A 13505-nucleotide genomic window follows, 5' to 3' on the forward strand; every position below is an offset into this window, starting at 1 on the left:
GATAAAGAAAAGGTAAGAAAAATGAAACATTTAGAAATTGAATTGAAAACACTCTTGAAAAAAGATGAATATGATCGTCTAAAAGACCAGTTCACAGGTGTCACTCCTGTTCTTCAAAAAAATTACTACATCGACACACCTGATTTTGAACTGCGAGAAAAGAAAGTTGCTATGCGCATTCGAACCTTTGAAGACTGGGCAGAATTGACACTCAAAGTCCCACAAAGTATTGGAAACATGGAATACAATCAAAAATTACAACTAAAAGATGCTGAAAACTATCTGAGCAAGAAAGAACTTCCTCAAGGGCTAGTATTAGATGAATTGGCGAAACATGGTATTAAAACAAGTGAATGGCAGATCCTTGGTTGTCTAACGACACTTCGCTATGAAATGCAAACAGCTATTGGTCTCATGGCACTGGATGAGAGTCAGTACTTTGATATGACAGATTACGAATTAGAGCTTGAAGTGGAAAATCACGAGCAAGGGAAACAAGATTTCCAGCAATTTTTAGAGGAAAATCAGATTTCTTATCAAAAAGCTCCTTCAAAATTGGTACGATTTGTCAAAAGCATGAAAAATAGCTGAAATAATCTCCATTTTTTGGTAAAATAGAAAAGATAAAAATACACAAATCCCAGTTCATATAGGTAAGGCAAATATCACTAGGATTTAAAAAGTTTACAGAGGACGGTCTATAATGTCAGATAGAAAAAACATGAAACTTTTCGCACTCAACTCTAACCAAGAGATTGCACAGAAAATTGCTCAAGCTGTTGGTGTACCGCTTGGAAAACTATCATCACGTCAATTTTCAGACGGAGAAATCCAAGTGAATATCGAAGAAAGTGTCCGTGGTTATGATGTTTACATCATCCAGTCTACAAGTTTCCCTGTTAACAACCACCTAATGGAATTGTTGATCATGGTTGACGCTTGTGTTCGCGCAAGTGCCCACAGTATCAACGTTGTCCTTCCATATTTTGGCTATGCACGTCAAGACCGCATTGCTTCACCACGTGAGCCACTTACAGCTAAACTGGTTGCTAATATGCTGGTTAAGGCTGGAGTTGATCGTGTCCTTACCCTTGATTTGCATGCTGTTCAGGTGCAAGGATTCTTTGATATTCCTGTTGACAACCTCTATACAGTTCCTCTATTTGCAAAACATTACTGCGATAAGGGGCTCCTTGGGTCAGATGTTGTCGTTGTTAGCCCTAAAAATTCAGGTGTAAAACGTGCTCGTAGCCTGGCTGAATATCTTGATGCTCCTATCGCCATTATCGATTACCCTCAAGACGATGCAACTCGTAACGAAGGTTATATTATTGGTGATGTTGAAGGTAAGAAAGCCATCTTGATTGATGATATTCTTAATACCGGACGTACCTTCTCTGAAGCTGCTAAAATCGTTGAACGTGAAGGAGCTACAGAAATTTATGCTGTTTCTAGTCATGGTCTCTTCGTCGAAGGAGCTGCTGAACTTCTTGACAATACTAAGATTAAAGAAATTCTTGTGACTGATTCAGTAGCAACAAAAGAAAAAACTCCTAAAAACGTATGCTACATCACTGCTAGTGAGTTAATTGGTGATGCTATCGTCCGTATCCACGAAAGAAAACCAGTCAGCCCACTCTTTGCCTACAACAAAAAGAAATAAGGTGATTCTTTGATTTATTTGGACAATGCTGCAACGACTCCTATGTCAGCAGTTGCTATTTCAGCTATGACCAAGGTTATGCAAGAAACCCATGGCAATCCATCTAGTATTCATGGTCATGGTCGTCAAGCTGGCAAACTCTTGAGAGAAGCCCGTCAGGAACTAGCCCAGTTACTGGGGACAAAACCTCAACATATCTTTTTCACTTCTGGTGGGACTGAAGGAAACAATACTGCCATCATTGGCTACTGCCTTCGTCACCAAGAACAAGGAAAACATATCATCACAACTGCCATTGAGCACCATGCCGTCCTTGAAACCATTGATTACTTGGTTCAAAACTTTGGGTTTGAAGTAACCATTATCCAACCAGAAAATCAAGAAATCACAGCCCAACAAATTCAAAAGGCCTTACGTGACGATACGATTTTGGTTTCTACCATGTTTGCCAATAATGAGACGGGAAACCTACTGCCCATTGCTGAAATTGGCCAAATACTCAAGCAACACCCAGCCGCCTATCATGTCGATGCAGTTCAGGCTATTGGTAAAATCCCTATACACCCAGAAAAATTGGGCATTGATTTTCTCACTGCTTCTGCCCATAAATTCCATGGTCCTAAGGGAATCGGCTTTCTCTACGTATCTAGCATGGACTTTGATTCCTATCTCCATGGGGGAGACCAAGAACAGAAAAAACGTGCAGGCACTGAAAATCTGGCTGCCATCGTGGGTATGGTTGCAGCCCTAAAAGAAGACCTCGAAAAACAAGAAGAACATTTTCAACATGTACAAAATCTAGAGACTGCCTTTCTTGCAGAGCTAGAAGGAATTCAGTATTACCTGAATAGAGGACAACATCATCTCCCTTATGTTCTCAATATTGGATTTCCTGGTCAGAAAAATGACCTCTTACTCCTTCGTCTAGATTTAGCTGGAATTTCAATCTCTACTGGCTCAGCCTGTACGGCAGGCATTGTCCAATCCAGCCATGTTCTCGAAGCCATGTACGGGGCAAATTCAGAACGCTTGAAGGAATCCGTTCGTATCAGTTTGTCGCCACAAAATACTGTTGAAGAACTACAAACCCTCGCAAAAACCTTAAAAGAAATTATCGGAGGTTAGCCATATGGCATTTGAAAAAACCATTCAGTTAAAAAATTGTCGTTACGACTACACTCTTAGCCCTTCTGTTAAAAAATTTACCCTCAAGGACAACACTTTTTTTGAAACAAAGGTTGGTAACTACGAACTAACCCGCCTTTTGGAAAAAGTGCCAAACAGCGGTGAGGGCTTCCAACTCAAAATCATTATTAACAAGGAACTTACAGGGGCTAAAATCAATATCACTGACAAGTTTGGCCTTCGTCTAGTTGATATTTTCAAATCAGAAGACCACCACATTCATCAGGAAAAATTCTACTTCCTCATGGATAGCTTAGTAGAACGTGGTGTCTTTACAAAATCTGAAAGATAGGTCCCATATGTTTGAACTGACCTATAAAGACAGCTATCATGTAGAGCGGACTCTCAAGTATGAAGATTATGAGGCACTCATGCTGGCTTTGTCAGGATGTGTGACCCTGCCAGATACACTTTATGTAACTTCTCTGACTTTTAATGGCCAGAAAGTTTATCAGGGTCTGGTCGGAGACCTCTACCGTTTTCTATCACATGCAGATTTTTTACATCAAAACTAAGATTTTTCTTAGTTTTTTCTTGTTTTTGTTGATTTTTTCACAATGTTTCTATAAAATAGAAGAATAGAAAGGTTGTGATTTTGTGAAAGATAAACAGTCTGCTATTCCAAAAGCTACAGCAAAAAGACTCTCTCTCTACTATCGAATTTTTAAGAGATTTCATGCAGAAAAGATTGAACGTGCCAACTCTAAACAAATTGCAGAGGCTATCGGTATTGATTCAGCGACCGTACGTCGTGATTTTTCCTATTTTGGTGAACTAGGTCGTCGTGGTTTTGGCTATGATGTCAAAAAACTGATGACATTTTTTGCCGATTTACTCAATGATAACTCTATCACCAATGTCATGCTGGTTGGTATTGGAAATATGGGCCATGCCCTTCTCCACTACCGCTTCCACGAACGTAACAAGATGAAGATTATCATGGCCTTTGACCTTGATGACCATCCTGAAGTTGGTAGCCAAACTCCTGATGGGATTCCCATTTACGGAATTTCTCAAATCAAGGATAAAATCAAGGATGCCGATGTCAAGACTGCTATCCTGACCGTTCCCAGCGTTAAATCACAAGAGGTCGCTAATCTCTTGGTGGATGCTGGCGTGAAAGGAATTCTCAGTTTTTCACCAGTCCATCTGCATTTACCAAAAGACGTGGTCGTTCAGTATGTCGATTTGACAAGTGAACTCCAAACCCTCCTCTATTTCATGCGAAAAGAGGATTAGAAAGCGAAAATCATTTTATGAAAAAACCAGTTATAGGGATTACAGGAAACGAAAAAACTCATCCAGATGATGACATCATGATGAGCTACGCAGCAAAAGGCTTTGTTGAAGGCGTTAAAGACGCTGGAGGGATTCCCATCATCCTACCGATTGGTAATCAAGAAATGGCCTGCCACTATATCAGTATGATTGACAAGCTCATCTTGACAGGTGGGCAAAATGTTGATCCAAAATTCTATGGTGAACCAAAAGCGATCGATAGCGATGACTTCCACCTTCAAAGGGATATCTTTGAACTGGCCCTCATCAAGGAAGCTATTAAACAGAAAAAGCCAATTTTTTCTGTCTGCCGTGGAACTCAACTCTTTAACGTTGCCATGGGTGGAACTTTGTACCAAGATATCGAAGACCATTGGCAGGATTGTTCTGCTGAGTACACAACTCAACGCTTGGTGACAGAACCTGATACTGTTCTTCGAGAAATCTATGGAGAAATCTCCCATATCAACTCCTTCCACCATCAGAGCATTAAGGATTTAGCACCAAATTTAAAGATTGCGGCTCATGATCCTAAAGATGGTATCATTGAGGCTGTCATGAGTACGGATGATGTTGCCTTTCTCGGTGTCCAGTGGCACCCAGAATTTCTATTTGAAAATCGTCCCAAAGATAAAAACCTCTTTGACTATGTCGTTAATGAACTTTAGATTAAATCTGTTTTTTCACGGTAACTAAAGTAACTAGAATGTGAGACAATCAAATGGTCCAAGAGGACAATTCCCATCAGATCGCAGGCTTCTTTAACAAGTTTAGTGACATGATCATCATTTCGACTGGGCGCTACCGCTCCTGAAGGATGATTGTGAACCAAGATGAGAGAAGTCGCCATATGCTTGATAGCATAGTGAAGGATCTCTCGCGGTTCAGCGATACTACGAGTTGCAGAACCGATAAAAATGGTCTGTTGATGGATGATTTGATTTTGAGTATTGAGATAGAGCGCCACCAGGTGCTCTTGTTTTTTATCCCCCAATTCCTGTTGCATCTTCTTGGCCAACTTTTGACTGCTGAGAATACTTTCCATCTCAATAGTCTCATGCTTGTGAATACGATGGCCCAGTTCAATCATAGCTTGTAATTCTATGGCCTTAACACGGCCGATACCAGACAGACTCTGCAATTCCTGCAGGGTCATTTTTTTCAAATCCGTTAGGCTTGAAAGATTGCTCAAGACTTTCTGGGCAATTTCAAAAACGCTAGCTTGACGTGTTCCTGTCCTGAGTAAAATAGCTAGCAACTCTTGATTACTGAGCGCTTCAACTCCTTCCTTGGCCAGTCTTTCTCTTGGTAATAGTGAATCTTCTTGGAATGAAATACTATACATAAAAATCCTCCTCACTTTATTATTCGTGAGAAGGATGGAAAATTAGATTTTTTTCTCAATTGGAGCCACACTGGCTAAAAGTTTTTTCAAACCTACTTCTGGGAAATTGATTTTTAATTCCTGAGTAGCACCGCTACCTGAGACTTCCAGAACAGTTCCCTCTCCCCACTTCTTGTGGAGGGCAATATCACCAATAGACCAATTTGTCTCGCTAGAAGCTGATTTTGCTCCAGCTGTAAATTGACCAAATGGGAGACTGCTTGATTGAATAGTTCTTGGGGCAGCACTGCGTTTACGGTCTTGAAGAGCTTGAGCCAAACTCATACCTTGACCAAAGGCAAGGCCGCCACTGCTATAAGATGCTTTAAAGCTTGAATTTGCTGGACGAGCCAATCCTTTATACTCAAGCAAGTCTGAACTGATTTCGTTAATAAAACGAGTCGGACGATTGTAGTTGGTACGACCAAAAAGCAGGCGTGAGTTGGCATTGGTCAGATAGAGAATTTTCTCTGCACGCGTAATTCCTACATAGGCCAGACGGCGTTCTTCTTCCAATTCATCTTGATCTTCAGCTGCACGGCTAAGCGGAAAGACATTTTCTTCCATCCCAATCAAAAAGACAACTGGAAACTCGAGACCTTTGGCAGCATGCAGGGTCATCAAGGTCACTTCTGATGTCTCCTGACTACCTGAATCTGTGTCGGCAATCAAGGCCAAGTCATTTAAGAAACGACTCAGTTTGTCCAGACCAATTTCTTCTTCTGCCACATCAGAGGTGTCATCAAAGTTTTTCGTCACAGAAAGGAACTCTTCGATATTTTCAACCCGAGCCTTGCTTTCTAGAGTTGCTTGGGCATTAAGAATATCAACGTAACCTGTTTTTTCTAGAATAGCCTCAACCAACTCTGTAATAGTTAATTGGTCCAGTTGCTCCCGCAAATCCAGAATCATACTGGCAAAATCCCATATAGACTGGGCTGCTTTACCCTTGATACCAGACAACATGATATTGGCTGAAGCATCCAACATAGACATATTTTGCAAATTTGCAAAATCACGGATTTTCTCAACTGTACCTGGCCCAATTCCACGTTTAGGCTCGTTGATAATACGCTCAAAACTGATATTGTCACTCAAATTGGCAATGAGGTTGAGGTAAGCGATAATATCTCGGATTTCCTTACGGCTGTAGAACTTGGTTCCGCCAACCATGGTATAAGGGATATTGGACTTGAGCAGGGCTTCCTCAATAGTACGGGACTGCGCATTAGTCCGATAGAGAACTGCAAAATCCTTGTGAAGGAAGTTTTGACTGCGACCAAGTTCATCGATGGTTCTGGCTACAAATACAGCCTCATCTAGTTCATCATTGGCACGATAGTAAACGATTTGTTCTCCATCCGCATTCTGGGTCCAGAGATTCTTAGGACGGCGGTTTTTATTGTTTTTAATGACCTCGTTGGCCGCTTGGAGAATGGTTTTAGTTGAGCGGTAATTCTCCTCCAACAAAACAACCTTGGCTTGGGGGTAATCCTTTTCAAAGTCCAAAATATTCTGCATATCAGCACCACGCCAGCCGTAGATAGACTGGTCCGCATCCCCAACCACACAGATATTTTTAAAGCGAGACGCTAAGAGTTTGACCAGTTGGTACTGGGCGTGGTTGGTATCTTGGTACTCATCAACATGGATGTACTGAAATTTCTGCTGGTAGTAGGTCAAGACATCAGGATTTTGATCAAAGAGACGCAAGGTCAGCATAATCAAATCATCAAAGTCAACCGACTCCGACTGACGAAGCTCTTTTTGGTAAGCAGTGTAACACTGGGCCACTATTTGCGTATACATATCGCCAGCCTGAGCAGCATAGGCAACATCATCAATCAAATCATTCTTAGCATTGGAAATGGTTCCCAAAATAGTTCGTTCATTCCATTTTTTAGGATCCAAGTTCAACTGCTTGAGAATGCGTTTCATGAGAGTTCGTTGTTCACCAGGATCGACAATTGTAAAATTACGATTGTAGCCAATATGATCCGCATCACGACGCAAAATACGCACACACATGGAGTGGAAGGTCGCAATCAGACAGTCCTGAGTGGCTGGATTGAGGCTATAAGCACGCTCTTTCATCTCACGCGCAGCCTTATTTGTAAAGGTAATAGCCAAGATATTCCACGGATTGACCAGCTTTTCATCAATCAGATAAGCAATGCGGTGGGTCAAAACTCTGGTCTTTCCAGAACCAGCCCCCGCCATGATCAACAAGGGCCCTTCTGTCGTTTGCACCGCCTCAGCCTGACGGTCATTCATTCCATTTAATAATGCGTTCATCTTCTCTTCCTTACTCTTGAAGTCAATATTTCTATTATATCAGAATTCAGGGAAAATATCTTTACCTAGACTGGTTACGTGTAGAAGGCAACTCCTTATATCTAGATAAAAAAATGAGCTTGGATAGTATTTCCAAACTCATTTTTTACTCAATGAAAATCGAAGTGCAAACTAGGAAGCTAGCCGCAGGCTGTACTTGAGTACGGCAAGGTGAAGCTGACGTGGTTTGAATTTGATTTTCGAAGAGTATAAAGTCAATTGCAATATACTAGAACAAACCTAACACTGTTCCATCGCTTTCAACATCCATGTTGAGGGCTGCTGGTCGTTTTGGAAGTCCTGGCATGGTCATGACATCACCAGTTAAGGCAACGATAAAGCCTGCACCTAATTTTGGTACCAATTCACGAATGGTAATTTCAAAGTTTTCAGGTGCTCCAAGTGCATTTGGATTATCTGAGAAACTGTATTGAGTTTTAGCCATACAGATTGGCAATTTGTCCCAACCGTTTTGAACGATTTGGGTGATTTGTGTTTGAGCTTTCTTCTCAAAGTTCACTTTGCTACCACGGTAGATTTCAGTAACAATCTTTTCAATCTTTTCTTGGACAGAAAGGTCATTATCATACAAACGTTTATAGTTAGATAGGTTTTCAGCGATAGTCTTGACAACCGTTTCAGCAAGAGCTACTCCACCTTCTGCACCATCAGCCCAGACACTTGCTAGTTCAACTGGCACATTAATAGAAGCACAGAGTTCTTTCAAGGCTGCAATTTCAGCTTCTGTATCAGATACAAATTCGTTAATAGCCACAACTGCTGGAATACCGAACTTACGGATATTTTCAACATGGCGTTTCAAGTTGGCAAAACCGACACGAACAGCTTCTACGTTTTCTTCAGTCAAAGCGTCTTTAGCCACACCACCATTCATCTTAAGGGCACGAAGGGTTGCAACAATAACTACTGCATCTGGAGATGTTGGCAAGTTTGGTGTCTTAATATCAAGGAATTTCTCAGCACCAAGGTCTGCACCAAAACCAGCTTCTGTAACTGTATAATCTGCCAAGTGAAGGGCTGTTGTAGTTGCCAAGACTGAATTACATCCGTGAGCGATATTGGCAAATGGACCGCCATGTACAAAGGCAGGTGTACCGTAAATTGTCTGAACCAGGTTCGGCTTAATAGCATCCTTCAAAATCAAAGCCAAGGCACCTTCAACCTGCAAATCACCTACAGAAACAGGTGTACGGTCATAGCGATAACCGATAACAATATTAGCCAAACGGCGTTTCAAGTCCTCGATATCTGTTGCCAAGCAAAGAATCGCCATGATTTCGGAAGCAACGGTAATGTCAAAGCCATCCTCACGTGGGATACCATTTAAAGGACCACCAAGTCCAACTGTCACATGACGAAGGGCGCGATCATTCAAGTCCACAACGCGTTTCCAGAGGATACGACGTTGATCAATTCTCAACTCATTTCCTTGGTGCAAGTGGTTGTCAATCAAGGCAGAAAGAGCATTGTTGGCAGTTGTGATAGCATGCATGTCTCCAGTGAAGTGGAGATTAATATCTTCCATTGGCAGAACTTGTGCATAACCACCACCTGCCGCACCACCCTTAATTCCCATTACTGGACCAAGAGATGGTTCGCGAATAGCAATCATGGTTTTCTTGCCAATCTTATTCAAGGCATCCGCTAGACCAATGGTAATAGTTGATTTTCCTTCACCTGCAGGTGTTGGGTTGATGGCAGTAACCAGAATCAATTTCCCAACTGGATTGCTCTCAACTGCACGAATTTTATCAAAACTGAGCTTAGCCTTGTACTTTCCATACAACTCCAAATCATCGTAAGAAATACCAAGTTTCTCTACAACATCAACGATTGGCTTCAACTCAATACTCTGTGCGATTTCAATATCTGTTTTCATTCAAAACTCCTCTAACCTCTTATATGATAATTCATTATAACACAAAACAAGATTTTTAACATCCAAAAACTCTCTAAACGTTCGTAAATATCCCTGTTTTTAAGGTTTTTAGAGTCCTTTCTTAAATTTTATATGGCTTTATAGTTTGAAACTATAGTTAATCTTCGTTTTTACCAAAAATTTATCGCTTTCATTTTACTTACCGTTTATTTTTGTGTACAATAGTGCTATGAAAATTTTAGTTACATCGGGCGGTACCAGTGAATCTATCGATAGCGTCCGCTCTATCACTAACCATTCTACAGGTCGCTTGGGCAAAATCATCACTGAAACCTTGCTTGCTGCAGGGCATGAAGTTTGTTTAATGACGACAAAACGAGCTGTGAAGCCAGAAGCCCATCCCAACCTAAGTATTAGAGAAATTAAAGACACGAATGACCTTTTTCTTGAAATGAAAGAACGGGTTCAGGATTATCAGGTCTTAATCCACTCAATGGCTGTTTCTGACTACACTCCTGTTTATATGACAGGGCTTGAGGAAGTTCAGGCTAGCTCCAATCTAGAAGAATTTTTAAACAAGCAGAATCATCAAGCTAAGATTTCTTCAACTGATGAGGTTCAGGTCTTGTTCCTAAAAAAGACTCCCAAAATCATCTCTCTAGTCAAGGAATGGAATCCTGCTATTCATCTGATTGGTTTCAAACTGCTGGTTGATGTTTCTGAAGATTATCTCATCGAAATTGCCCGAAAAAGTCTTATCAAGAACCAAGCAGACTTAATCATAGCAAATGACCTAACTCAAATATCAGTAAATCAGCACAGAGCTATCTTTGTTGAGAAAGATCAGCTTCAAACAGTTCAGACTAAAGAAGAAATTGCAAAACTCCTCCTTGAAAAAATTCAAGCCTATCATTCTTAGAAAGGAAAGCTATGGCAAACATTCTCTTGGCTGTAACTGGGTCAATCGCCTCTTACAAGTCGGCAGATTTAGTCAGTTCTCTAAAAAAACAAGGTCATCAGATCACAGTCTTAATGACCCAGGCTGCTACAGAGTTTATCCAACCTTTGACACTACAGGTACTCTCACATAATTACGTCCACTTGGATGTCATGAAAGAACCCTATCCCGATCAGGTTAATCATATTGAACTTGGCAAAAAAGCAGATCTATTTATTGTAGCCCCTGCAACAGCTAACACTATTGCAAAACTAGCCCACGGCTTTGCGGACAACATGGTAACCTGTACGGCTCTAGCCTTGCCCAGTCATATTCCTAAACTAATAGCTCCTGCTATGAATACAAAAATGTATGACCATCCAGCAACTCAGGCTAATCTGAAAACATTAGAAACCTACGGCTATCAGCTGATTGCTCCTAAGGAATCTCTACTAGCTTGTGGAGACCACGGACGAGGAGCCTTAGCTGACCTCACAATTATTTTAGAAAGAATAAAGGAAACTCTCGATGAAAAAACGCTCTAATATTGCACCTATTGCTATCTTTTTTGCAACCATGCTCGTGATACACTTTCTGAGCTCACTTATCTTTAACCTTTTTCCATTTCCAATCAAACCGACCATTGTTCATATTCCTGTCATTATTGCCAGCATTATCTACGGTCCACGAGTTGGGGTTACACTTGGATTTTTGATGGGGCTTCTTAGCTTGACAGTTAATACGATTACTATTCTACCTACAAGCTATCTCTTCTCACCATTTGTACCAAACGGAAACATCTACTCAGCTATCATTGCCATCGTCCCACGTATTTTGATTGGTTTAACTCCGTATCTAGTCTATAAACTAATGAAAAACAAGACTGGTCTGATTTTAGCTGGTGCCCTTGGTTCACTTACCAATACAGTCTTTGTACTTGGTGGAATTTTCTACCTTTTTGGAAATGTCTTTGATGGTAATATCCAAAAACTCCTAGCAACTGTTATCTCAACAAATTCGATTGCCGAATTAGTCATTTCCGCAGTTCTAACCCTAGCTATTGTCCCAAGACTACAAACATTGAAGAAATAAAAACATCTCCACTTTCAAGCTTGAAGGTGGAGATTTTGCTCTATACAGTTTCTTTTTAGTGAAATCTTTACCAAAATTTAATTTAAAATGGCCTATAGACTTAAGTAAATCCTTGATTTATTGTCTTGTTTGTTGTACTATACTAGTGTATATACAGTCAAAAAGGAGATTCTTATGAATACACGAAAAAAGACACAATTTATGACAATGACTGCCCTCTTAACGGCTATTGCAATTTTGATTCCAATTGTTATGCCTTTTAAAATTGTCATTCCTCCTGCTTCTTACACTCTAGGGAGCCACATCGCTATTTTTATCGCCATGTTCTTGTCGCCCTTGATGGCAGTTTTTGTCATCCTAGCCTCTAGTTTTGGATTTTTGATGGCAGGCTATCCCATGGTTATCGTTTTTCGAGCTTTTTCCCATATCTTTTTTGGGACTTTGGGGGCTCTTTACCTACAAAAATTCCCCGATACCCTAGATAAACCAAAAGCTTCCTGGATTTTCAACTTTGTGTTAGCGCTTGTCCATGCCCTTGCTGAAGTATTAGCTTGTGTCATTTTTTATGCAACTTCCGGTACCAATGTAGAAAATATGTTTTATGTTCTCTTTGTGCTAGTTGGATTTGGCACAATTATCCATAGTATGGTAGACTATACATTAGCACTAGCTGTCTATAAAGTGCTTCGAAAACGCCGTTAAAAGGAAAAGCTATGACAAAAGATCGTAAACAAGCCCTGCTCCAACTCTTGAAAGAAACTCCTAAAGCCCTCAATGGCCAAAGTTTGGCGGAACATTTTCATGTCACACGTCAGGTCATTGTGCAGGACATTGCAATTTTAAGAGCCGATGGCGCTCCTATCCTATCCACCAATCGTGGCTACGTCTATAAGCAAGTTGATGTCAATCCATACGTCCACAAACTTTTCAAAGTTAAACATGAAGTTGAAGAAATCGGTCAAGAACTCCTTGCTATCGTTGATAATGGTGGACGTGTTCAAAATACCTTGATTGACCATCCCGTTTATGGAGAAATCGAAACCTTGCTTAAACTGTCTTGTCGCAGAGATGTGCAACATTTTCTAGAACAAGTCGAGCATTCTGACTTTAGACCTCTGTCTGAATTAACAGATGGCATCCATTACCACCTAGTCGAAGCCGAAACACAACAAGACCTCCACTATATCGAGGAGGCCTTGGATCAGCTAGGTTATTTAGTAAAAGACTAGAAGATTTTCTTCTCCCAATCATCTTCTGTACGGCGAGGGTAGAAAAATTCAGATTTGTCCGGAGCTTCCATCATTTCCATTAAAGGCAACATATCATAGGCCAGATCCAAGTTTGGAATCTGGTCTTTTTGCACCCAAGAAACTTCTCCCTCTTCTGAAGATTGAAGAGTTCCAGTAAACTCGGTCATTTTATAGATAATTGAACTATAAAAACCTCCAGATTAGAAACTATGATTTAATTCACTAACCTGGAGGTTTTAGATAATTATTCGACTCTTACAAATTTGCTAGCCATTTTAGCAAGTAAATATACTGATTAAATTTCTTCATTCTCTTTACGACGACGTCCTCCTACAAGACCTAAACTAAGTAAAGCACTTGTAATTGCAACTGGAATAGCTAATGTTGATTTTACTGTACCAGTATTAGGTAATGCTTTCGCTGCGGTCTTAAGCGCTTCTAGGTCTCCATTGTTGTGGACGCCTCGAATTGCTGCTTCACCT

General features: G+C 40.6%; 16 protein-coding genes and 1 pseudogene. 12 read left to right on the forward strand and 5 right to left on the reverse strand.

The features are described from left to right. Positions 1-21: 21 nt before the first annotated feature. From O3636_RS09770 to O3636_RS09800, 7 genes are all read left to right on the forward strand, one after another. Positions 22-591 carry a CYTH domain-containing protein gene (locus O3636_RS09770; protein ID WP_371642918.1) on the forward strand — a complete coding sequence of 190 codons (570 nt, stop codon included), beginning with the start codon at positions 22-24 and terminating at the stop codon, positions 589-591. Positions 592-703: 112 nt separating this feature from the next. After that, entirely contained in the window at positions 704-1663 is a 960-nt protein-coding gene (locus O3636_RS09775) for a ribose-phosphate diphosphokinase (protein WP_001283822.1), read from the forward strand. A 9-nt stretch (positions 1664-1672) separates the two neighbouring features. Continuing rightward, complete coding sequence (locus O3636_RS09780; protein WP_371642920.1) at positions 1673-2788, forward strand: cysteine desulfurase family protein; 1116 nt, start codon at positions 1673-1675, stop codon at positions 2786-2788. 4 nt (positions 2789-2792) lie between these two features. Beyond that, a complete protein-coding gene (locus O3636_RS09785; protein ID WP_000863540.1) occupies positions 2793-3140 on the forward strand; it encodes a DUF1831 domain-containing protein in 348 nt (115 codons plus the stop codon). A 7-nt stretch (positions 3141-3147) separates the two neighbouring features. Then, entirely contained in the window at positions 3148-3363 is a 216-nt protein-coding gene (locus tag O3636_RS09790) for a DUF4649 family protein (protein ID WP_000462492.1), read from the forward strand. Between the two features lie 82 nt (positions 3364-3445). Next, positions 3446-4087, forward strand: coding sequence for a redox-sensing transcriptional repressor Rex (locus O3636_RS09795; RefSeq protein WP_000653414.1), 642 nt, complete (start codon positions 3446-3448; stop codon positions 4085-4087). 17 nt (positions 4088-4104) lie between these two features. Further along, positions 4105-4794 (forward strand): gamma-glutamyl-gamma-aminobutyrate hydrolase family protein, encoded by a 690-nt coding sequence (locus O3636_RS09800; protein ID WP_000743344.1) that lies wholly within the window; start codon positions 4105-4107, stop codon positions 4792-4794. Here the strand turns inward: O3636_RS09800 and radC are convergent. The 3 genes from radC to O3636_RS09815 all read right to left on the reverse strand — a co-directional run bounded on the left by radC (position 4791) and on the right by O3636_RS09815 (position 9744). Continuing rightward, positions 4791-5471, reverse strand: coding sequence for a DNA repair protein RadC (gene radC / locus O3636_RS09805; protein ID WP_000286926.1), 681 nt, complete (start codon positions 5469-5471; stop codon positions 4791-4793). The genes O3636_RS09800 and radC overlap by 4 nt on opposite strands. A gap of 42 nt (positions 5472-5513) precedes the next feature. After that, positions 5514-7805 (reverse strand): DNA helicase PcrA, encoded by a 2292-nt coding sequence (pcrA, locus tag O3636_RS09810; protein ID WP_371642922.1) that lies wholly within the window; start codon positions 7803-7805, stop codon positions 5514-5516. A gap of 268 nt (positions 7806-8073) precedes the next feature. Beyond that, positions 8074-9744: a formate--tetrahydrofolate ligase gene (locus O3636_RS09815; protein ID WP_261067805.1), complete on the reverse strand. Its 1671-nt coding sequence runs from the start codon at positions 9742-9744 to the stop codon at positions 8074-8076. A gap of 229 nt (positions 9745-9973) precedes the next feature. On the opposite strand from O3636_RS09815, the gene coaB reads away from it, so the two are divergent. The 5 genes from coaB to O3636_RS09840 all read left to right on the forward strand — a co-directional run bounded on the left by coaB (position 9974) and on the right by O3636_RS09840 (position 13002). Next, a complete protein-coding gene (gene coaB / locus O3636_RS09820) occupies positions 9974-10663 on the forward strand; it encodes a phosphopantothenate--cysteine ligase (RefSeq protein WP_371642924.1) in 690 nt (229 codons plus the stop codon). Between the two features lie 11 nt (positions 10664-10674). After that, positions 10675-11226 carry a phosphopantothenoylcysteine decarboxylase gene (coaC, locus tag O3636_RS09825; RefSeq protein ID WP_371642927.1) on the forward strand — a complete coding sequence of 184 codons (552 nt, stop codon included), beginning with the start codon at positions 10675-10677 and terminating at the stop codon, positions 11224-11226. Further along, a complete protein-coding gene (locus O3636_RS09830) occupies positions 11210-11773 on the forward strand; it encodes an ECF transporter S component (RefSeq protein ID WP_000747412.1) in 564 nt (187 codons plus the stop codon). The genes coaC and O3636_RS09830 overlap by 17 nt, the downstream gene beginning before the upstream one ends. Before the next feature lie 174 nt (positions 11774-11947). Continuing rightward, entirely contained in the window at positions 11948-12475 is a 528-nt protein-coding gene (locus O3636_RS09835) for an ECF transporter S component (RefSeq protein ID WP_001097392.1), read from the forward strand. An 11-nt stretch (positions 12476-12486) separates the two neighbouring features. Beyond that, positions 12487-13002 carry a transcription repressor NadR gene (locus O3636_RS09840; RefSeq protein WP_371642929.1) on the forward strand — a complete coding sequence of 172 codons (516 nt, stop codon included), beginning with the start codon at positions 12487-12489 and terminating at the stop codon, positions 13000-13002. Here the strand turns inward: O3636_RS09840 and O3636_RS09845 are convergent. Beyond that, positions 12999-13223: pseudogene (locus O3636_RS09845) on the reverse strand (NUDIX hydrolase); the annotation flags it as partial. The gene O3636_RS09840 and the pseudogene O3636_RS09845 sit on opposite strands and share 4 nt — an antisense overlap. Before the next feature lie 95 nt (positions 13224-13318). After that, positions 13319-13505, reverse strand: a 187-nt coding sequence (locus tag O3636_RS09850) for an LPXTG cell wall anchor domain-containing protein (RefSeq protein ID WP_371642931.1), incomplete at its 5' end; no start/stop codon positions are given.

Origin of the sequence: Streptococcus sp. 27098_8_76 (assembly GCF_041432315.1) — a bacterium.
Taxonomy (GTDB): domain Bacteria; phylum Bacillota; class Bacilli; order Lactobacillales; family Streptococcaceae; genus Streptococcus.